Origin of the sequence: Aquirufa aurantiipilula, assembly GCF_019923745.1 — a bacterium.
Lineage (GTDB): Bacteria > Bacteroidota > Bacteroidia > Cytophagales > Spirosomataceae > Aquirufa > Aquirufa aurantiipilula.
The window spans coordinates 4,716-27,893 of record NZ_JAANOG010000006.1 but is presented as its reverse complement, the minus strand read 5'-3'; the positions used below and the strand labels follow the sequence as shown (position 1 = coordinate 27,893).

The 23,178-nt window shown below is 40.7% G+C and carries 13 protein-coding genes and 1 pseudogene; 9 read left to right on the top strand and 5 right to left on the bottom strand.

Translation table 11 applies throughout. The features are described 5' to 3' along the window. From G9H60_RS08015 to G9H60_RS07980, 8 genes and pseudogenes are all read left to right on the top strand, one after another. Entirely contained in the window at nucleotides 1-1,197 is a 1,197-nt protein-coding gene (locus tag G9H60_RS08015) for a Gfo/Idh/MocA family protein (protein ID WP_223143543.1), read from the top strand. Between the two features lie 2 nt (nucleotides 1,198-1,199). After that, the gene (gene rbsK, locus G9H60_RS08010) at nucleotides 1,200-2,096 is read left to right on the top strand and encodes a ribokinase (protein WP_262899990.1); all 897 of its coding nucleotides are present in this window, start codon (nucleotides 1,200-1,202) and stop codon (nucleotides 2,094-2,096) included. Continuing rightward, on the top strand, nucleotides 2,093-3,040 hold the full coding sequence (locus G9H60_RS08005; protein WP_223143542.1) for a nucleoside hydrolase: 948 nt from the start codon (nucleotides 2,093-2,095) through the stop codon (nucleotides 3,038-3,040). The genes rbsK and G9H60_RS08005 overlap by 4 nt, the downstream gene beginning before the upstream one ends. A gap of 4 nt (nucleotides 3,041-3,044) precedes the next feature. After that, on the top strand, nucleotides 3,045-4,589 hold the full coding sequence (locus tag G9H60_RS08000) for an ADP-ribosylglycohydrolase family protein (RefSeq protein ID WP_223143541.1): 1,545 nt from the start codon (nucleotides 3,045-3,047) through the stop codon (nucleotides 4,587-4,589). An 18-nt stretch (nucleotides 4,590-4,607) separates the two neighbouring features. Further along, a pseudogene (locus G9H60_RS07995) lies at nucleotides 4,608-5,606 on the top strand (GRP family sugar transporter). Nucleotides 5,607-5,694: 88 nt separating this feature from the next. Further along, a complete protein-coding gene (locus G9H60_RS07990; protein ID WP_223143540.1) occupies nucleotides 5,695-6,144 on the top strand; it encodes a hypothetical protein in 450 nt (149 codons plus the stop codon). Nucleotides 6,145-6,201: 57 nt separating this feature from the next. After that, complete coding sequence (locus tag G9H60_RS07985) at nucleotides 6,202-7,668, top strand: sulfatase family protein (protein WP_262899989.1); 1,467 nt, start codon at nucleotides 6,202-6,204, stop codon at nucleotides 7,666-7,668. A gap of 2 nt (nucleotides 7,669-7,670) precedes the next feature. Further along, nucleotides 7,671-9,050, top strand: coding sequence for a sulfatase family protein (locus G9H60_RS07980; RefSeq protein WP_223143538.1), 1,380 nt, complete (start codon nucleotides 7,671-7,673; stop codon nucleotides 9,048-9,050). A gap of 40 nt (nucleotides 9,051-9,090) precedes the next feature. Here the strand turns inward: G9H60_RS07980 and G9H60_RS07975 are convergent, their stop codons facing one another. The 3 genes from G9H60_RS07975 to G9H60_RS07965 all read right to left on the bottom strand — a co-directional run bounded on the left by G9H60_RS07975 (nucleotide 9,091) and on the right by G9H60_RS07965 (nucleotide 12,592). Beyond that, nucleotides 9,091-10,800, bottom strand: a complete 1,710-nt coding sequence (locus G9H60_RS07975; protein WP_223143537.1) for a hypothetical protein — start codon at nucleotides 10,798-10,800, stop codon at nucleotides 9,091-9,093. A gap of 7 nt (nucleotides 10,801-10,807) precedes the next feature. Beyond that, nucleotides 10,808-11,950, bottom strand: a complete 1,143-nt coding sequence (locus G9H60_RS07970) for a glycoside hydrolase family 88/105 protein (protein WP_223143536.1) — start codon at nucleotides 11,948-11,950, stop codon at nucleotides 10,808-10,810. Nucleotides 11,951-12,091: 141 nt separating this feature from the next. Beyond that, a complete protein-coding gene (locus G9H60_RS07965) occupies nucleotides 12,092-12,592 on the bottom strand; it encodes a heme-binding domain-containing protein (RefSeq protein ID WP_223143535.1) in 501 nt (166 codons plus the stop codon). A gap of 389 nt (nucleotides 12,593-12,981) precedes the next feature. On the opposite strand from G9H60_RS07965, the gene G9H60_RS07960 reads away from it, so the two are divergent. Further along, complete coding sequence (locus G9H60_RS07960) at nucleotides 12,982-13,866, top strand: YitT family protein (protein ID WP_223143534.1); 885 nt, start codon at nucleotides 12,982-12,984, stop codon at nucleotides 13,864-13,866. A 278-nt stretch (nucleotides 13,867-14,144) separates the two neighbouring features. On the opposite strand, the gene G9H60_RS07955 is transcribed toward G9H60_RS07960, so the two are convergent. Both G9H60_RS07955 and G9H60_RS07950 read right to left on the bottom strand, forming a co-directional pair. After that, nucleotides 14,145-14,651: a Crp/Fnr family transcriptional regulator gene (locus G9H60_RS07955; RefSeq protein ID WP_223143533.1), complete on the bottom strand. Its 507-nt coding sequence runs from the start codon at nucleotides 14,649-14,651 to the stop codon at nucleotides 14,145-14,147. 270 nt (nucleotides 14,652-14,921) lie between these two features. Then, a complete protein-coding gene (locus G9H60_RS07950; RefSeq protein ID WP_223143532.1) occupies nucleotides 14,922-23,144 on the bottom strand; it encodes an invasin domain 3-containing protein in 8,223 nt (2,740 codons plus the stop codon). Between the last annotated feature and the right edge of the window lie 34 nt (nucleotides 23,145-23,178).

Here is a 23,178-nt window from a genome sequence, read left to right as displayed (position 1 = left end):
ATGGCACAAGTATGTATTCTAGGGGGTGGATTTATTGGACGTTTTTATGCGGATTCACTAACCGGCCGTAGAGGTAAAGATCAAGTTAGTGTGGTGTATGCCCGGAAGGAGGAAACGGCCATTCGATTTGCTAAAGATTATCATGTAGCTCATTATACCACGGATATGGAGGAGGCCATTGCCCATTCAGCTACCGAGTTCGTGGTGATTGCTTTACCCAATTTCCTGCACGAGGAGGCAGTGATGCTTTGTGTCAAACATAAAAAAGCCGTGTTATGTACCAAGCCTTTAGGAAGAACTGCCGAAGAGGCTTTACGAATGACCCAAGCTTGTGAAAATGCAGGCATATTTGCTGGATACTTAGAAGATCTTTGTTACACTCCTAAATTTTTAAAGTCCTTAAAATCGGTCCAATCAGGTGCTTTAGGAAGAATTTTATGGGCTAAATCCCGTGAAACACATCCTGGTCCTCATGCCGACTGGTTTTGGGATATTCAAAAAGCGGGAGGTGGAGCGGTGCTCGACTTAGGTTGTCATTGCATCGAAATAGCCCGTAATTTCATTGGAAAAGACGTTCGGCCAGTGGAAGTGATGTGCTGGGCTGATACCCAAGTGAAACCCATAGATGCCGAAGATCATGCCATTGGATTAGTGAAATATCAAAATGGAGCAATAGGGCAGTTTGAAGTTTCTTGGACCTTTCGTGGGGGTATGGATTTACGAGATGAGGTGATGGGGACCGAAGGGACCATTTGGATCAATTCCTTTTTGAGAACAGGTTTTGAAATGTTTACCTCTGGGGCAGGAAAGTCCTATGTGGCAGAAAAAGCTGAGAGTGATTCTGGCTGGCAGTTTCCAGTAGGAGATGAAGCCCATGAATTAGGCTATACCAATATGTTTACCGATATGTTTGATGCCTTTGAAAATGGTGAAAAACCTATGGAAACATTCTATGATGGCTATGTAGTGAACGCCATCATTGATGCAGCTTATCGCTCGGCTAAAACAAAATTGTGGGAACCCGTTCAGCTCCCTGAATGGCGTGGCCAAGAAGGTCTCAGTAAACCTTCGGTATACCAGGAGTATGATTCCGAACATTGGTTTATCAAAGAAGAAATTTTACCCAATGGCGACAAGAAAGTAATCTTGAAAGTAAAAGCCACAGGTGAAATCATAGAAAAAGAAACTTGGGTATAATCATGGCAAAAATCATCGTCATAGGCAGTTCCAATACCGATATGGTCATTCAGTCGGATAGGCTTCCTGCGCCTGGAGAAACCGTTTTAGGAGGAACTTTCTTTATGAATCCCGGAGGAAAAGGAGCTAATCAGGCCGTTGCCGCGGCTCGCTTGGGTGGCGACACCTATTTTATCGCTAAAGTAGGGAAAGATGTGTTTGGTGAAAGCGCTATCCAACAATTTGCCTTGGAAGGCATTCATGGACAATTCATCAGTCAAGACGAAAAACAGCCTTCTGGTGTGGCTTTAATCAATGTGGATACCCAGGGTGAAAATTGCATCACCGTGGCCTCTGGTGCCAATGCTCGATTGATGGCCCAAGATATTGAAGCGGCTACTTCTCTTTTTCAAAAAGGCAATTGGCTTTTATTGCAGCTAGAAATACACTTAGAAACCGTGATTTTTTCCGTGGAAAAAGCTCATCAAGCTGGTTTATCCGTGGTATTAAATCCCGCTCCTGCCTGTACCTTACCCGAGACTTTGTATGCTCATATAGATATCATCAGCCCGAATGAAACAGAAACGGAATTTTTGACGGGTATTCGACCCGTGGATGAAACAAGTTTATCACTGGCCTGCGATTATTTTCTTTCTCGAGGAGTGAAGCGCGTGGTGATTACCCGAGGCTCCAAAGGAGCATATTGGCAAACCCAAAGTGCTTTTGGTCATGTCCCTGCTCAGCATGTGCTTGCTGTGGACAGCACCGCAGCAGGAGATTGTTTCAACGGGGCTCTAGTAGTGGCCTTATCGGAAGGAATGAATTTTGAACAAGCAATTGCTTTTGCTTGCAAGGCTGCAGCTTTATCTGTTACTCAATTGGGGGCACAAACCTCCATGCCAACTCGTGAACAATTATGAAAAAACTCATCCTACTTTTCTTATGTATCCCCTTTTTTCTGACAGCCCAAAGCAAGAAACAAAAGGTCATTTTTGATTGCGATTTAGGAGATGATATCGATGATGCCTATGCTTTGGCTTATTTATTAACCCAACAAGATAAACTCGAAATCTTGGGGATTACCACTTGTTATGGTAGAACCGACGATAGAGCCCGTTTGGCTCTAAAGATGTTGCATGAAACAGGTCAAGGACACATCCCCGTTTTTATGGGGAGGAATACCTCACATATTGACAAAAGAGCGAATTGGTATGCCGACCAATTTTCTTGGGCCAAAGGATTTGACAAAATAAAACCTCAGTCAAAACCAGCTGCCGATTTCATCATCGAGCAAATCAAAAAATACCCCAATGAGGTTGTGATATTTTCCGTTGGGCCAGTCACTAATTTCTCGGACATTATTCAAAAAGACCCACAGATTTTAAAGAAAGCGAAACATATTTATGCCATGTTTGGCTCCTTTGAAGTAGGCTACAATCAAAAAAAGCCCATTGACGCAGAATGGAATGTCAAAGTGGATGTTCCTGCTTCACAAAAGTTTGTACAATCTGGAGCAAAGATTACTTATGCGGGCACGGATGTAACTTCACAAGTGAAACTTTCCGCCGAAAACCGTCGAATTTTAAAGGAGAAAAATACTCCTTTGACCAATGCCTTAACGGATTTATATAAACTTTGGGGGCAGGAAACGCCAACTCTTTTCGACCCTGTGGCTATAGCTATGCTCATTCATCCTGACTTATTTCAAACGGAAATGCGGCATATATCGGTAGACCAACAAGGTTTTACTCGAACTTCTGACGGAAAGCCTAACGCCATCATCGGTCTTACTATTCAAGAGACGAAAGTGTTGGAGATTTTGATGAACCATTATTTGAATCAAAAATTTGCTTTAAAACCCTAAATCCATGAAAAATTTCTACTTGGCATTACTTTTTTTGCCCTTCTTAGCATGGTCGCAGTCTAAGTCGATCGTCCTTTCTAAACAGACGCTACAAGATAAAATAAAAGGCGGATGGGCTGGTCAAACCATCGGTGTGACCTTTGGAGGCCCCATGGAATTTCGATACAATGGTACCATGATAGATGCCTACCAGCCTGTTCCTTGGTACGATGGCTATTTGAAAAAAACCATGTTGGAAAATGCAGGTCTCTACGACGACTTGTACATGGATTTAACTTTTGTCGAGGTATTTGAAAGAGAAGGTTTAGATGCACCTATAGCTTCCCATGCCAAAGCCTATGCGGAGGCAGGATACGCCCTTTGGCATGCCAACCAGGCTGGGAGGTATAATATTTTGCATGGTATAGGTGCCCCAGCATCTGGGCATTGGAAAAATAATCCTCATGCGGATTGCATCGACTACCAAATTGAATGTGATTTTGCCGGATTGATGTCGCCTGGGATGCCTAACGTAGCGTCCAAAATTTCGGATAAAATTGGCCACATTATGAATTATGGAGATGGCTATTATGGCGGTGTATTTTTGGGAGCATGTTATACTTTGGCCTTTGTTTCCAACAATATTCCCCATATCATTCAAGAAGCATTGAAAACTATTCCAAAGCAAAGTGCGTATTACCAATGTATTTCAGACGTAATACGTTGGCATAAGCAATACCCCAATGATTGGACCAAAACTTGGTTAGAAGTTCAGAAGAAATGGGCCCAGGATATTGGTTGTCCAGATGGAGTTTTTGCGCCATTTAATATTGATGCCACGGTAAACTCTGCCTATGTGGTGATTGGCTTATTGTATGGCCAAGGAGATTTTACTAAAACCATGGAAATCACTACCCGCTGTGGTCAAGATGCCGACTGCAACCCTTCTTCTGCTGGAGGAATTTTGGGGACTATGTTAGGTTATGATAAAATACCAAGCTATTGGAAACAAGGTTTAAAAGAGGCTGAAGGAATCGATTTCAAATATACGAGCACTTCATTAACTGATGTGTATAGCATTGGTTTCAAACATGCCTTGCAAAACATAGAAAGGAACGGGGGTAAAATTGTTGGAGACAATGTATATATCCCAATGGAAGCTCCTAAAGCGGTGGCATTTGAAAAGAGTTTTGATGGGGTTTATCCGACTCAGAAAATTGGAGTAGGCAAAGTATTAAAAGATGAATACCAATTTGAGTTTACAGGAAAAGGTTTTGTCGTGAGAGGCGAGACAGCCAAATGGGCTTCCACTTCGAATCACAATTTTGATATGGAAGTGTATGTGGATGGAAAATTGATGGAGAAAGCCCAATTGCCAACGGCCTTTACAACTCGCCGACATGAGTTGACTTGGAACTACGATTTAGCACCGGGTAAGCACCAAGTTCGCTTGAAACTTTTGAATCCCGTAGAAGGGCAAGAAGTGCGTATGATGGATGTGATAGTTTATGATGTTCCAGGAAAAAAATCCACGGATACCCAGTTTTATCGATTGGGAAATTTGCATTAAACCTCTAAATAGGATGCTATGTTCATTATCGAAAATTATTTGACAGCTGTTTTACTGTGCATCGTTACCATGTTGTGTTGGGGCTCTTGGGCTAACACCCAGAAGTTAACCAGTAGTCATTGGCGATTTGAATTGTTTTATTGGGATTATGCCATTGGGATCTTAATTTCAGCCATTTTATTTGCTCTGACCTTAGGGAGTGTGGGGGACGAAGGCCGAAGTTTTATCCCTGATTTGAATCAAGCAAGTCAAGAGAATCTCTTTTCTGCCTTTCTAGGCGGGGTGATTTTTAATGGAGCGAATATTTTATTGGTGGCTGCTATTTCCATAGCAGGTATGTCGGTAGCTTTTCCTGTAGGAATTGGAATTGCCTTAGTTTTGTGAGTATTGGTAAATTATCTGGCAACACCACAAGGAAGCCCCATCTTGATCTTTGGTGGAGTAGCCTTGATTTCATTGGCTATTATATTAAATGCCCGAGCCTATAAACAATTGAATGAAGGAGGTTCCGAAAAATTATCTAGCAAAGGATTATTCTTATCTGTTATTAGTGGTTGCTTGATGGGTTTGTTTTATAAATACGTGGCGGCCTCCATGGCGACTAATTTTATTAACCCTGAAGTTGGCAAATTAAGTCCTTATACCGCTTTGGTTTTATTTTCCGTAGGTGTTTTGTTGAGTTCATTTTTGTTTAATACCTGGCAAATGAAAAAGCCATTTTCGGGAAAAGCAGTAAGCTTTGGGGATTATTTTCAAGGAGCCTTCCAAGACCATGTGATGGGGATTTTGGGAGGAGGCATTTGGTTCATCGGAATGGCCTTGAGTATTTTGGCATCTGAAAAAGCTGGTCCAGCTGTTTCCTATGGTTTGGGCCAAGGGGCCACCGTGGTGGCAGCTGTTTGGGGTATATTTATTTGGAAGGAATTCGCCAAAGCCAAGAGCTCCACGAAAAGTATGCTCAATTGGATGTTGTTGCTATACATCGTTGGTTTGGCATTATTGATAGGGGCAAAGTAAAGTGAAAATGTTGTTTTGATTTAAAGGGAAAGCATACAATTTAATAGATTCATTCATCGTATTACATCTTGCACGTAATTTTAATCTCATGAAGAATCTAGTCTTACTAATATGTATATGCCTTGGAATCTTTTCTTGTAAAAATTCCACGCCAGACCCTTTGAATGAATCAAATTTCAAAATCAAAGCAGGTTATATATGTGGTTGGGGCTCTGGAATTGATACCTTAGAAATTGCGAATCAGACAGTTCGCTATGTATATTATGTGCCACGAAATTCGCTGAAACCTCAAATAATCAAGTCGAGGAAGTTAAGCGAGCAAGAATGGACTGAAATCAAACAGGTGGTGAACTGGTCGCAGTTTAATTTATTGAAATACAAAACGTGTAACGTCTGTTTTGATGGTTGTGATGAGTGGATTGCCATACAAAATGGGGATTTATCACACCAAATTACCTTTACTAAAGGCTTAAAAATAGATACGATAAGTCCTTTGCAAAGTAAACTAGCCCAATTAAAAACCGAGTTGAGTAATTAGACTTCAGCTCATCCCATGTGGGAAATGAAAATCTTCTTTGAACCAAATATCCAAGACATGAAAAAACAACTACTACTTTTCCTTTCATTGCTTGGATATTTTTCCCTGCATGCTCAATCTAAAAAGCCTAATATTCTCTACATATTAGTGGATCAATGGCGGGCGCAGTCCATCGGTTATGCGGGAGACCAAGTGGTGAAAACTCCTCATTTAGATCAATTGGAAAAGGAAAGCCTCAATTTGCGAAGAGCCATTTCCGGTATGCCGGTTTGTTCTCCTCATCGCGCTTCTTTAATTACGGGTCAATACCCCCTAACTCACGGGGTTTTTATGAATGATGTTTTGTTGGATTCCAATAGCACCACCATCGCTAAATCGTATAAGCAAGCGGGATATCAGACGGCTTATATAGGTAAATGGCATATGGATGGACATGGTAGGAGTTCGTATATTCCGGTAACGCGCCGACAAGGCTTTGACTATTGGAAGGCTTTGGAATGTACCCATGACTATAATCATTCGGAATATTATTCGGGAGATTCCCCTGTTAAAAAAACCTGGGAAAGTTACGATGCCATCGCCCAGTCGGAGGATGTTGTGAAGTACTTAAAGGCTCAGTCAAATTCTTCCCAGCCTTTCATGCTTTTTATCTCCATTGGTTCACCGCATGATCCTTATCAAACGGCTCCTGAGAAGTATAGAAAAATGTATGAAAATGTAACGATTAAGCTGCGAGATAATGTGCCCCCAGAAAACAGAGAAAAAGCAATCAAAGATGCGCGTGGTTATTATGCTCACATGACGGCCATTGATGATTGTGTGGGTCAAATGTGGCAAACCTTGAAAGATCAAGGATTGGATGAAAATACTATTCTTGTGTTCTCCTCTGACCACGGAGATTTATTAGGTTCACATGGCGCCTGGAACAAGCAACAGCCTTATGAAGAAAGCATTCGAGTGCCATTTTTATTGCATTACCCCAAGGCATTTGGTAAGAAAGGCAAAAAGGTAGATGTTCTGTTAAACACTCCTGATATCATGCCGACACTTTTGGGTTTAACTCACATGAAAGTGCCTAAAACGGTGGAGGGGCATGATTTTTCTTCTGTTTTAAAGGCTAAAAAAAGGGATAATGTAAACTATACTTTGATTTCTTGTGTACAACCTTTTGGCCAATGGCCTCGTGCCAAAGGAGGTAGGGAGTACCGAGGTTTGGTATCTGATCGTTACACGTATGTCAAAGATTTACAAGGCCCATGGCTTTTGTTTGATAATAAAAACGACCCTTTTCAAATGACCAATTTGGTTAATCAAGCTTCGGTTAAGGGGATTCAAAGCCAGATGGAAAAGGCTCTGCAAGCGGAGTTGAAAAAACGAAAAGATGAGTTTCATTCGGGACTTTATTATGTCAAACAATGGAATTATTTGATTGACGAAACTGAAACCGTTCCCTACCAAAAGGTCAATTATCAGGGAATTCCCATCAAAGATTTGTCCACGGGTTATCCTCAAAACATCAAATAAACATGAAAAAGGGAATCATTTTTGCCTTGTTTTTGCTGCCATTTTGGGGGATATCTCAAACGAAACAGCCAAATATCATATTTATTTTAACCGATGATCATCGATGGGATGCTTTGGGTTATGCGGGAAATAAAATCATCCAAACGCCCGTGATGGACGATTTGGCCAAGAAAGGAATCTATTTTAAAAATGCCTTTGTAACTACACCCATTTGTGCGGCTAGTCGGGCTAGTATCATCACAGGAATGTATGAAAGAACGCATCAATATACGTTTGGTCAAGGAAACATCAAGCAGGCCTATGTAGCTCAATCTTACCCAGCTTTGTTGAAACAAGCAGGTTATTACACCGGATTTTATGGCAAATTTGGGATTCAATATGCGGATTTCTCCACCTTATTTGATCAAGGGGAAAGTTATGATCGAGATGATAAATTGAAAGATTATCGGGGATATTTTTACAAGACTTTAGGTAAAGATTCGGTACACTTAAGTCGGTATACCGGCCAAAAAGCCATGGATTTTATTGCCCAAGCGCCCAAAGATAAGCCATTTTGTTTATCACTTAGTTTTTCGGCACCTCATGCCCATGACCCTTCTGAGCAACAGTATTTCTGGCAAAAGGAAGTAGACCATTTATATCAAAACGTGACAATAGAAGCACCCATTATGGCTACCGAGGCAGACTTTTTAGCACAGCCAGAATATGTTCGCACGGGAGAAAATAGAACACGTTGGCATTGGCGATTTGACACGCCAGAAAAATACCAAAGAAGCGTGAAGGGCTATTACCGCATGATTTCTGGAGTTGATTTGGAAATAGGCAAAATTCGAAAAGCATTGGAGGAAAAAGGGTTGGATAAGAATACCATCATTATTGTGATGGGAGATAATGGCTATTTTTTGGGAGAGCGACAATTGGCAGGGAAATGGTTGATGTATGATAATTCTTTACGCGTACCCTTGATTGTTTATGATCCTAGAAGACCTCTTCACCGCGATATACAAGATGAGGTATTAAACATTGATATAGCCCCAACTATTTTTGGCTTTGCTGGGATTAAGATTCCAAACACATGGCAAGGTCAAAGTTTAGCCTCTTATGTCCAAGGGAAAAGTCCTGCTAAAAGGAGAAAAGATTTTTTGGTGGAGCACCTTTGGAAGGTAAAAATCATAGCCTCCAGTGAAGGGATTCGGTCCAAACATTGGAAGTATTTTCGATACCGGGATCATTTGGACCGGGAAGAATTGTATGATTTGAAACAAGATCCTTTGGAGAAAAAGAACCTAGCTTCCGAAGCCAAATTTCAACTCATTTTGGTTCAAATGCGACAAAAATTGGAGCAAAAAGTGGCTACCCTAGAAAGGAGTCGATTGCCTTAAACAATACAATCGCTGCCCATTCTAATTCAAAACCTTGGCCCTATTGTCGAATGAAAAGTTGATGGGTAAAAGGCGTATAGCCTGTGATATAAACTGAAGGAGCCTGGGCAAAAGGTAATCCTCCTCGTAAATGTATGGCCTTATGTTCTGCTCTGCCAGGGCCAAAACGGATGGAATCTTCCCCCAAAGAATATTTCCCTTCTCCTTCTTTCAATAAATAAGCATTGTTTTCTTTTCCACTTGGAATGACTCCCTCAAATCGGCCATCACCTCGGAAGATAAGTTCTAAGCTGACAGGAACCCCGTCGGTTCCTTTCATGTCAATATCTACGAGTAACCCCCCTTTTGTTTCTTCCAATTTGATGATTGTCTCCAAGTATTGAATTTCACTTTGCTTTCGATTACCCCGTGGCATTTTTTCCCAATCTCCACTAGGATCAATTTGGTCTTTGGTATGAGGCTGGAAATAGGGGCCATCTAGTTTTTGTTGGAGTATCCAAGTATTCCCAACTTGTTTGATGTCATTGGATTGAAATTGCCCTTTGCCAAAAAAGGAAGCGGCTAGTCTTAGCCCTTGTAAAATGGCATTCCCATGATGAAAAGTTAGGAAATTGGGATTATTGACTAATAAAGTAGCATCCCAATTTTCTCGTCGGATTCGAACCAATCCAGAATAAGGAAAAGATTTTACATAATGGGTGGGAATATTATCCCCTGATGGCAATTCTTGCCATAGAAAAGGTTCATCCAAAAAGTTCTCGATATGCGTTCCAATCCTCGGGAAATAAGCTTTTTCAATGAGACGGCACATGGCTGCAAATCGAGGATTTTTATCTTTTAAAGCTAAATAACGGTAGCCATAATAGTAGTTTTCAAACATATTAACCCCACCTTTATCTTGTCGGTTGGAGGCATCGGTAACCACCTCCATATTCGGATGGACATAGAATAAGGTCATTTCCAAGTTTTTTCGCACTACATCTAGAAGAGTAGGCTTGTTGAAAGCTTGGTGGACGGCAATCAGCGCTTTGTTGATGATGGCAGAATAAATTCCAGCACTTTTCTCGGTATATTGGCCATCTGGATCTTGGTCCATATTTTCTTGTAGCCATTGCTCAGCTCGAGCTTTGTACCGCGGATCAGGCCAAATTTGATATAGTTTGGCTAAGGCACCTGAAACCACCCAACGGTGATTGGGGGTGTGAATTCCACCTACTACCAAAGATTCCCCACATCTTTTTAAGAAGGTTTCTAGTGGTTGCATCATTGAACTATAGCGCTCTCCTTGGTTGTTTTTTTGCAACAAAGCATAAGCCACACTTAATTTTTCCACACTAAAAGCCGTATCAGGGGGAGAGTGAAAATTAGTGCTTAATAAGTCAATTGTTCCATCAGCATGCTGCATTTTTAATAAGCAGTTGGTTGCTTGTATGCCTTTTTCGACAAGAGAGGTAGATTGGTAAAAACTGGACTCTGGACTTATAATAGCACAGGCTACTTTTAAAACATAATAGCCTGTGGTTTGTGGATTGGGAATGTCGTCCCCATCACGGAAGCCTCCAACATAAGGATGATTTTGATCTGTTATTCTTAGGGCTTCATAGCGAGGGAAATCCTGGTCATTTTGACGGATAATTTGATGTAACCAAGTAGGTTTTTCATCTTTGAATTTAGCTGTATAGGATGTGTTCCAATGGGCCAAGGTTCCTATTCCCATGGCACCCAGATGAACAAATTTTCTTCTCTTCATGTGGATTTTAGGATTTAGGTATTTTTTGATATTCCAAAGCAAACATGATAAATGATCCAATGCCAAAACCTTGTCCCTCTACAATGGGTCTTCCATAGTAATACTCTTTCATGCCGACGCAGGTTCCTCCTGATACTCTGCTAGGACATAAGTATGGGCCTTTGGGCTGTACCAGACTATATTTTTTCAATCCCTGATAGGCTAAGTGAATGGAAGGTAAATAGTCTTTTGAACTTAATAGACCTAATTCTATTCCTTTGGCCATGGAATACGCAAACATTGCCGTACACGAACTTTCCTCCCAGTTTTTGGCATCTTGAGGATATAATAATAGCTGGTACCAATGCCCGCTTTGTTTGTTTTGCAAAGAAGGCAAAGTTCGCATGATAGCTAGAAATTCCTTTTTTAGAGGCTCATAGTAATTGGATTTTGGGCTAATCGTGCTCAAAACATCTACTAGCGTCATGGTTACCCAGCCATTAGCTCGGCCCCAATATTCACTACTTTTTCTGGTCTTTTTGTCGGGCCATCCTAACACACTACAGCCATCATCAAAATCTAGATCATCATCGTCCCAAGCATGAACCCAAAGTCCTGTTTCTGGATTGGCTAGCGATTGACTATGTGCTCTAATTTGGGTGTATATGTGGGCCAAGTATTTTTCATCACCGCTTCCACGGTACATTTCCATCAAAAACATATTCAGCATGTAAACCGTATCATCCCAAAGCTCCACCGTTTCTGTTCGGTGAGAAATGCCACCGTTCTTGGACCTAGGGGCATTCAAGTAATCTTGGTATATGGCTTGCGCCTTTGTTTTGTATTTTTCTTCTTTGGTAATTCTCGCTAAAAATGCCATACCTATTCCAGAAGCAATCGCATTGGGATGTTTTCCATTGGCCACTTCATAGGTTTTATTCATGGCGGTGCGAATGTATTGCAGGTAGGGAGCTTTTTCGGAGTTTGGTTTTGTTTGATACAGATGAATCAAAGAATGTAGAAATGTGGCTTGGCCCCAATCCCATACGTATTTTTCAGCAGGCATGTACACCTCGCGACCATAACGGTCTAGGGAATCAATCCAATTTTGAGCATGAATGCTTGTCAGGGAGAAACATAAGAACAGGCTGAGGAAAATAGTTCTTCTCATCGCTTAATCATTGTTTAAAAGGTCTAGAGCAAAAAAAGGGAAAATGATGGTGCTGAAGCCATGCATTTTCCCTTCAATATAGAAATTTATATCCTTTATTCTGTGCTAAAATTCATATAAATAGTTATATGAGTGGACAGATTAAGATTGCTTTCTTTTTTTCATTACCAAGCTATCTGCTGGATAATGTGCTTTTAGGCTATCCATTTGAGCTTTAGCCCAAGTGATTAAAATTTCTCTTTGTTCTTGACTTAGGTTTGCTTCTTTATGGAGGCCCAAATAAGTGTAAGATTCCAGTGGCATTTCTTTTTCTTCTACCGTTTCGGCAATTTCTTCTAACTTATGGTTCTGTACTGCAATCGGTAATTTGGTGAACGTAGAAAGATTTAAATGCTTTTTACCATCATTGATGTGATGGGTTAAGAAAAATCCTACGGGTTGAATGTTATTGTACCAAGGATAAGTGCTTTTATTCGAGTGGCAGTCATTACAAGCCACTTGTAAAATATGGTTGACATTTTCAGGGACTAAGTATTTAGTGGAAATAGCATAAGTCTCATCATTGGATTCATTTTTTTCTTGGTGGATAAATTGAATACCAACCAAAAGGATGATGAGGGCGATTAAGATTTTCTTTTTCATGTGGTTTTGGGGATTAGTCTTTGGGTTCTTATTTCTCTAATTTAGAGAAAATTAGGAATATTTTTACTTATTTACTGGTAAAATAGTCCTATTTTCTGTTCACAAATTTTTGGAAAGGGATAGAATAAATGATCCAATTTACCGTTGTCAGACTGGATTAAATTGTTCCCAACGGCTTTTATTAGAGGATTTGAATCAATTAATTAGATATTTAGTGTATTGTCTAAATAATTCTAATGTCTTCTTTTTATCAGCAGTAAAATTTCCTATTTTTCCCAAAGATTAGTTGTCTGAAAGGCGTGAATGGAACAGTGATTGAATTTCAGCTGGTGCATAATTGGGGATGTTCCTTGGAAGATTAACTTGAAGAAATTAAAATTATATCGCCTATGCCAAATAAAAATACAAGTACCAAAAGTCGATATCAGTCATTATTAAAAGATGTAATACTGATTGTTTTAGGAATATTTTCTGCCTCCTTTGGCTTTAAAGGGTTTTTATTAACCAATCATTTTATTGATGGTGGGGCTACAGGAATATCCCTTTTATTGACCAATGTGACAAAATTGCCCTTAGCATTTTTGTTAATCATCATCAATATACCCTTCGTATTACTCGGTTTACGTGTCATGGGTAGGACTTTTGCCATAAAGACTGCCTTTGCTATTTCCGGCTTGGCAGCTGTAGTGGCCTTTGTTCCTTTCCCAGATGTGACCAGCGACAATTTATTGGTTGCTTTATTTGGGGGATTTTTTCTTGGAGCAGGAATTGGACTAACTATCCGTGGTGGCGCCGTGATCGATGGAACGGAGGTATTGGCCATTTTTTTAAGTAAGCGATTTGGGACCACTATAGGAGATATTATTATAGCATTAAATGCCTGTATTTTTTTAGCGGCTACCTATTTTCTTTCGGTTGAAATAGCCCTTTACTCTATGGTGACTTATTTATCGGCCTCAAAAACCTTGGATTTTTTCCTGGAGGGTTTTGAAGAATACATGGGTGTAACCATCATATCTACCGAGCATGAAGCCATTAAGGAGATGATTCAAAAGGAAATGGGAAGAGGGTTTACCGTATATTCTGGGAAAAAAGGATTTGGGAAAAAAGGAGAATCCGAAAACGTGGATATTGTCTATACGATTGTGACACGCTTGGAATTGAACCGACTAAATAATGCCATCGAGTTAATTGATAAAGAGGCTTTTGTCGTTATGTCTAGTGTTAAAGATACCAAAGGAGGGATGATTAAACAGCGGCCTTTGAAGCACTAATTAGATCTATTCCAACTAAGAAATGGGTGTTAATAAACCGTGAAATTTGTAGAGAAAAGATTAATCTTGACATAAAAAAAGGAATAAACTTTGCCGGCTGTACTAGAAAGTCAGATAGAAAGAAATTCCTTTTTCGTTTATTTATTAAGAACACGGAGCAACTAGCCTTTTAGATAGTTGTTTGTTCTTTAAAATTATATCATATGATTGGAATCACATCCAATTATTTTCAAAATTCATAGGTCCTCTTGACAATTGTCAATTTTATCCAATTTGAATTATTTGGGGAAAGCTGGATAATCTTGTGCTAGTCGACTCAGTGTTTCAGGCCTAATTCCTAGAAATTCTGCGATGTATTTATTGGGAATTCGGGAAATACATTCGCCATAACCTGAGGCTAAAAATGCGTCATATCGGTCTTTAGCGCTTGGAATCCGAGAAATATAAACTCTCTCTTCTGCCGAAACTAAATAGAATTCAAATAGTGTCCGATAGATGGTGGACATATCTGGGAATTGTTTTAAACAATACTGCAAATCATCAAAATGTAATGATTCCGTCTGCGTCGCCTCCAAGGCTTGAATATTTTCTTTACAAGGTGTCCGCATGAAAAATCCTCCAACGGAAGTAAACACATGGTTTTCCCAATCTACCCATTGAGTAATTTCCTTAGTGCCATGTTGGTAAAAACCCCTAACCAAGCCTTTTTTGATTAAGTGAAGATGACTAAATGGTTCTCCTGCCTTGCATATCAATTCCCCTTTCTTGAAACTATGACTTTTCATGTTGTTAGATAGATAGTCTTTTAAATCCTTAGAAATGGGTGTAATGGAATTAAAAAATATCAGGCTGTATAAGTTCTTAGGAGTAGGGGCAATCATAGTAGAATAGAAACAAGCGTATGATGAGCAAGGTAAAATGATGATGAAACCGCAAATTATCTTAAATGTAAGTGCTTAAACCTGTAAATAAAATAGGTAAGCATCACATTTTTTACGAGGGCAAAAAAAAACGAGGACTTTAAGCCCTCGTTTTTTAATTAATCTAGGAGTATGTTACCTATCCAGCGCAGTGCGATTGATAAATACGTAAGAAGAGATGTTTGGTTTTACTCCAAAGAAATCAACTACATAATAGTAAACACCATCTGGTAATTTTTTATCTATTGTTAACACATTGTTTGGAGAGCTTTCACCGCCCCAATCGTTTTTATAGTTTTCTGTTTCAAATACTAAATCACCCCAACGGTTATAGATGCTTAATCTATTACGGAAGTTTAGAATACCTGGAATCACTAATTTATCATTGAATCCGTCATTATTTGGAGATATACCTTGCGGTACAAAAGTATCACAAGTATCAGGGTCCAAACGGTTTGGAATACCATCTTTATCACAATCTGGCATAGCTCCATAATTCAAATCATCTTCTAATAAATCAGGGATTCTATCATTATCATCATCTGGATCTAGGTAATCATAAATACCATCTTTATCTGTATCCAATGGTGTATTTAAGTTAGATCCAGCACCAATGCTATCAGGAGTACCATCATTATCACTATCGGTATCGCGGAAATCAGGAATACCATCTCTATCGGTATCAACAGGGTTATTCGGGTCTTTACCAACTTCGATTTTATCAGGAATTCCGTCATTGTCACTATCTACATCGCGGTAATCTGGTAAGCCGTCTTTATCAGAGTCTACTGGTCTATTTGGATCAGAACCTGCTTCCACTTTATCCGATAAACCATCATTATCAGAATCAGTATCTCGGTAATCAAAGATGCCATCCTTATCCGTATCTATTGGAGCGGTAGCATTAGCGCCTACCTCTACCTTGTCTGGAATGGAATCATTATCAGAATCACTGTCTATGTAATCAGGTAGACCGTCTTTGTCGAAATCAGATGGAATCAATGCATCTGGACCAACCTCATAGCTGTCCAAGATGGTGTCATTATCCGAATCTGTATCACGGTAATTTGGTATTCCATCACCATCAGAGTCAACAGGTTTATTAGGGTCAGAGCCTACTTCTAGACGATCAGGAATACTATCATTATCAGAGTCTGTATCAATGTAATCAGCTTTTCCATCTTTATCAGTATCCATAGGGTTGTTTACATCTGGACCTACTTCTACTTTATCTGGCAAACCATCTCCATCTGAATCCGTATCTCTGAAGTCATAATTTCCATCTTGATCCGTATCTAAAGCGCTACTTGGACTTACTCCTGCTTCCACTTTATCAGGAATTGTATCGTTATCCGAGTCTAAATCACGGTAGTCTTCAATACCGTCATTATCACTATCTAAAGGTTTGAATCCAGCACCTCCACCTTCGATTTGATCAGGGATACCATCTCCATCGGAATCAGCATCTAAATAATCAGGTTTACCATCTTTATCAGAATCAACTGGTGTTTTTGGATTATTTCCTGCTTCGTAGATATCTAAAATACCGTCTCCATCCGAATCAGTATCTCGGTAGTCTGCTAAGCCATCTTTGTCAGAATCCATAGGAACAGTTGGAGTAGCTCCAGCTTCTAAGGTGTCTGGAATTCCGTCCCCATCCGAATCTAAATCTTCAAAGTCTTTGGTTCCATCTTTATCTGTATCAACTAGATTGTCGCAAACTACGCTTTCTACTTGATCAGGAATGCCATCTCCATCCGAATCCAAATCACGGAAATTAGCTAATTCGTCACCATCTCCATCTGCTCCTAATTCAATACGGTCAGGAATACAGTCATTATCAGAATCTAAATCAAAGAAGTCTGGTGAGCCGTCTTTATCGGTATCAATCAAGGCTTTGTATTGACCACGATCATCCCATCCGTCATCATTGTCATCATTTTTGTTATCACAGGTAGCACATTTATTCTTGCCTTCCCATGCATCTGGAATTGTATCTCCATCTGAATCAAGATCCAAATAATTTGGTATACCATCGCGATCATTATCTTGGTCACGCTCGTCAGTATCACCTAACCAGTCACCATCGGAGTCCTTATCGCGGTAATTCGGTTTACCATCTTTATCACTGTCACCAGTAGATTCTACTTTATCAGAAATAGCGTCTCCGTCTGAATCAAGATCCAAATAATCAGGAGTACCATCTTTGTCTGTATCTGGGATTGGAGCAGGATTAGATTCTAAGAAGTCTACTAAACCGTTACCGTTTGCATCTGGTGCAGCACCGTTGCTATCCACACGTCCGTCGTAGTTTGTATCAATTACCCCACGAGTACTGTTGGTCGCTTCCCATGCATCCATGATACCGTCACCATCTGAATCTGTATCTAAGTAATTTGGAATACTATCTCCGTCGGTATCGCCGGTTTTTTCCATGATATCTAAAATACCATCATTGTCAGAATCAAGGTCAAGGTAATTGGCATCTCCATCACCATCACTATCGATATTCTTTTCAACAATATCCAAAATACCGTCGTTATCAGAATCTGGATCTTGTGAGTTTGGAATACCATCACTATCAAAGTCTTGACAAACTGTTCCGCCGGTGTATCCACCATAACATTCCATATCATTGGTAATACCATCACCGTCGCAATCTCCTAAGAAATAACGTTGATATCCTAATGAACCTTTCACAGGTATATAACCAGGTATTCCACCGATACACGAGTTCAATGGTGCTGCGTCTGTTCCGTTGGTTGTACCATCACCGTCGCAGTCAGCAGATTTCCAAGCTAGGGTTGTTTTAGAGAAATCTTGACTTGCTAATAAATAAGAACAAGGGTCATTTTTATCAGTACCATCAGTTGCTTCTTTCTCATCAGATACACCGTCTCCATCTACGTCATCCGCCACGACCACAATGTTTTCAGCCTGAACACTTGCTCCTGTGGTAGGTGTAAAGGTAAAGCCTCCACTACCAGAACCACCTTGGTATTTAACTCCCAATAATGAGAAGTCGGCAACTCCATTAACAAAGTCGGTTGGACTAGTCAATTTAATGGTACCAGATAAGCCTGTTACCGTACCAGTTAAATTGTTCACTACTATCGTGATGTTGTTTTGCGAAGCATCGAAGTTTTTCACGACGTTTCCATATTGGTCAAGCGCCTTCAATGAACCTACTAGCGGTTGGCCAACTACTTGCTGAGGAGCTAAAGTAACTTCCAATTTGGCAAATGAAGAACTCACAACCTCTACTTGTAATTCACCTTCTTTAGGCGTGTTAACCACACCGTCTGTGGCAGAAATGGTTGCCGTTTCTGCTTTGTATAGAATAATGACTGCATTAGCAATACCATTGGTAAAGGTTAAGTTTACCGTACTACCAAATTCAGCTAAGGTACTTACCGTAGCATTTAAGCTGATGATATTGGAACCAGGGTTTTGAACTACCGTATTTCCTGCAGCTGTAGCATTGATATTAATGGTCGTAGACGTTGTAGTCTGCGTAGTCTTTTTCACCGTCTGGTTCAATGTTCCTGTACCTCCTCCAACGGAAGTTGGGGTAGTAGTAGGTGCACCAGCACTTGGCTTATAGATTTCAGATGCTGCACTAGCTCCTGTAAAGGTGATTGGTTTTAAACCTGCATATGAAGGAATAACGTTATCATATTGATCCAAAGCACGGATGGTAATGGTTTGAGTTGTTCCAGCTTCTTGTCTAGTTAATCCAGAAATGAAATATCTGTACAAAGGACCTGGGCTTACCGTGAAGGCATTAGAATCACCCACTTTTCCATTCACATTAGAACCGGCTCCCGTACCTGTAGCACGTAAAACAATACCCGTTTCTGCTTTATTGTAAACAACACCCGTAATAGTCACCGAACTAGAACCAGCCAAAATGATACCGGTATAAGTTCCAGTGATAGTGCCTGTTCCTGTTTTAACACTTAAGGTAATCGTACTATTAGCCGTGGCTAAAACCGTGTTGTCATTTTCATCCGTTAAGGTAGCTGTTATCGTTTGACTAGTACCTGCAACGTAATTGCTCAGTGGACTTAACTTGATTTTTGAACCTATTCCCGCACTTACTGCAAAGGCATTTGAATTACCGATTTTACCGTTCGTATTTCCTGCGCTTGTTGCTGTAGCTTTTAATTCTACGCCTGACTCAACTTTGTCATAAGTGATACCAGAAATAGTGACGCTAGAACTACCGCTAACTAGGGAACCTGTAAGTGTTCCACCTAAAGTACCTGTACCGGTTTTCACACTGACAGTTACCGTGGTGTTCACATCCGCATTGACTAGGTTGCCATTGGCATCTACTAAAGTGGCTGTCAATGAGAATGCATTTAATGCAATTTTATCTGTAATGGTGGAAATGATGAATCGATTCGCACCACCTGCTGAGACATTAAATGCATTAGAATCTCCCGATTTGCCAGCTACATTTCCTGCACCAGAACCTGTGGCCGTTAATACCACTCCCGATTCTAATTTGGTATAAGTAAGTCCCGAAATTGTAACAGCACTAGATCCTGCATTGATGGTTCCTGTTAGAGTTCCACCTAAAGTACCTGTACCTGTTTTTAAGCTGATCGTTACAGTTCCATTGGCCGTCGCATTGACTGGATTACCATTTGCATCGGTTAGCGTGATCGTTACAGGGAAGGCTGTTCCTGCTGATTGGCCAGAGATTGTACCTACTACCAATTTTGATGCAGCTCCTGACGTAGAACTAAATCCAGCCGAAGTACCCGTTAGGTTATTATTATCTGTTGCCGTAATGGTAGTTGAAGTACCAGCAACCGTATGTGTTGTATATGTAACAGTAGCTATGCCATTGGCATCGGTCGTGCTTGTAGCGGAAGAGAATGAACCATTCGCATCGCTTTTTGACCAAGTTACGGTTTTACCCGACGTAGTTACTGGATTGTTATTGGCGTCAACCAATTGAGCGGTAATCGTTACAGTACCACCTGCAGTAGGGGATGTATTGCTACTGGTAACGATGTATTTAGCACCAGCACCGGCAACCACACTGAAGGTATTGGAATCACCCGTTTTTCCTACAACATTACCCGAACCTGAGCCTGTTGCTGTTAGAGATACTCCAGCCTCTGCTTTAGTATAAGTTACTCCCGAAATGGTTACTGCACTTGTTCCAGATGTGATGGTTCCTGTTAGTGTTCCACCTAAGGTTCCGTTTCCTGATTTTAAAGTTAAAGTAACTGTTCCATTGGTAGAAGCGTTGACCGCATTTCCATTTCCATCCGTTAATGTGACAGTTACAGCAAAGGCTGTTCCAGCGGTTTGTCCTGAAATTGTTGAAACAACTAATTTTGTTGCCCCACCTGAACCAGAAGTTATGCTTGGAGTAGTTCCAGTTAAGCTGGTATTATCAGTTGCAGTTACCGTAGTACTTGTTCCGGCAACAGCATGAGTAGTGAATGTTACTGTGGCAGTTCCATTGGCATCTGTCGTACTAGTCGATGATGAGAATGAACCATTCACATCACTTTTTGACCAAGTTACGGTTTTACCAGAAGTACTAACTGAGTTGTTATAAGCATCTACTAATTGTGCCGTAATGGTTACTGTTCCACCAGCAGCTGGGGAAGTAGAACTACTTGTCACGATATACTTAGAAGCTGTGCCTGGAACGACAGTAAATGTATTAGAATCTCCAGTTTTCCCTGAAACGTTTCCTGAGCCAGAACCTGTGGCTGTCAAGGAAACACCAGTTTCTGCTTTGGTATAACTTACACCAGAAATAGTTACAGCACTTGATCCACTGGTTATAGTTCCAGTTAATGTACCACCCAATAGACTAGTTCCCGTTTTCAAGGTTAATGTAACAGTACCATTGGCCGTGGCATTCACTGGGTTGCCATTGGCATCTGTTAAAGTAACTGTTACGGCAAAATCAGTACCTGCGGTTTGTTGAGCGATGTTCGTTATCACTAATTTACTTGCGGTACCAGCCGTATACGTGATGGTGGATTGAGTTTGAGAACCCGTTCCACTTTTCACTTGTGCTGCACCTAAAGTGGCAACAAAAACTCCAGAACCAGCGGCAGTTGGAGCCGTTACGGTAGCAGAGTAAGTACCATTACCATTATCAGTTACAGAACCAATAGTTCCAGTTCCAGAAGATTTAGTGATGGTTACTGTTGCGCCTCCAGCAGTTAAGTTATTTCCATTGGCATCTTTTGCCGTAACAACTAAAACTTGAGTAGAACCATCAGCCACGATACTAGCTGAAGTAGGAGTTAAAGTAGAAACAGCTGCATCTGCTGCACCAACACTTACGTTGAATGAATTAGAATCACCTGTTTTTCCCGAAGCATTTCCAGAGCCAGAACCAGTAGCAGTTAATACTACGCCTGTTTCCGCTTTGGTATAAGTTACTCCACTTATTGTCACTACACTTGTTCCAGAAGTAATGGTTCCTGTAAGTGTTCCTCCTAAAGTGCCGGTACCTGTTTTACGTGTTAAAGTAATTGTAGCATCTGCTGTTGCATTGACTGCATTACCGTTATCATCGGTTAAGGTTACGGTTACAGCAAAGGCAGTTCCAGCCGTTTGTCCTGCAATATTCGTAACGACTAATTTGCTTGCATTACCCGATCCAGCTGTTATTGTGGCGGTAGTACCTGTTAAATTAGTATTATCTGTTGCAGTAATTGTTGTGGAAGTACCAGCCACAGTATGTGCTGTAAAGGTCACCGTTGCTGTACCACTTGCATCTGTCGTACTTGTTCCTGATGAGAATGAACCATTCGCATTGCTTTTCGACCAAGTGATGGTTTGTCCTGAAGTGCTAACAGGGTTGTTATTCGCATCTACCAATTGTGCCGTGATGGTTACTGTTCCTCCAGCAGCAGGGGTAGTAGAACTACTTGTCACGATGTACTTGGCAGCTGCACCAGCCACCACTGTAAAGGCATTGGAATCACCTGTTTTACCAGAAACATTACCAGCAACTGAACCTGTAGCAGTTAATACAACACCTGTTTCAGCTTTGGTATAGGTTACTCCCGAAATTGTTACAGCACTTGTTCCTGTTGTAATAGTCCCTGTAACTGTTCCACCTAAAGTACCTGTACCCGTTTTACGAGTTAAAGTTACAGTACCATCTAAAGTGGCATTTACTGGATTGTTATTTGCATCAGTTAACGTAACTGTTACAGAAAAACCAGTACCTGCGGTTTGTTGAGCGATGTTGGTTACCACTAATTTAGTTGCGGTACCAGCTGTATACGTGATGGTAGATTGAGTTTGAGAACCCGTTCCATTTTTAACTTGAGCTGCACCTAAAGTAGCAACGAAAACTCCAGAACCAGCGACATTTGGAGCCGTTACGGTAGCGGAGTAAGTACCATTACCATTATCGCTTACTGAACCAATGGTACCTGAACCCGAAGATTTAGTGATGGTTACTGTAGCGCCTCCAGCTGTTAAGTTATTTCCATTGGCATCTTTTGCGGTAACAACTAATACTTGCGTAGAGCCATCAGCCACGATACTAGCTGAAGTAGGAGTTAAAGTAGAAGCAGTTGCATCAGCCGCCCCAGCCACTACTGTAAATGCATTAGAATCACCTATTTTGCCATTGACATTACCGGCATCAGAACCCGTAGCTGTTAGTACTACGCCTGTTTCCGCTTTGGTATAAGTTACACCTGAGATAGTTACTGCACTTGTTCCCGAAGTAATGGTTCCGGTAACAGTACCACCTAAAGTACCAGTACCTGTTTTACGAGTTAAAGTTACTATACCATTAGCTGTGGCATTGACCACATTGCCATTATCATCAGTTAAAGTTACTGTTACAGCAAAACCAGTACCAGCTGTTTGCTGCGCGATGTTGGTAACGACTAATTTAGAAGCACCACTTGCATCGGATGTAATATTTGGAGTTGTACCTGTTAATGAAGTATTATCAGTTGCTGAAATGGTAGTGACAGTATTAGCAACGGTATGTGCAGTAAATGTCACTGTGGCTGTACCACTTGCATCTGTGTTACTTGTTCCAGATGAGAATGAACCATTGGCATCACTTTTTGACCAAGTTACGGTTTTACCTAAAGTACTAACTGGGTTATTATTTGCATCTACTAATTGAGCCGTGATAGTTACCGTTCCTCCAACTACTGGAGCATAATTACTACTTGTTACTATGTACTTAGTAGCTGCACCCGCCACCACCGTGAAGGCATTGGAGTCACCTGTTTTACCATTGACATTACCCGCCACAGAACCCGTAGCCGTTAAGACTACACCTGTTTCCGCTTTGGTATAAGTTACACCGGAGATAGTCACGGCACTTGTTCCAGCAGTCATAGTTCCTGTCACAGTACCACCTAAAGTACCTGTA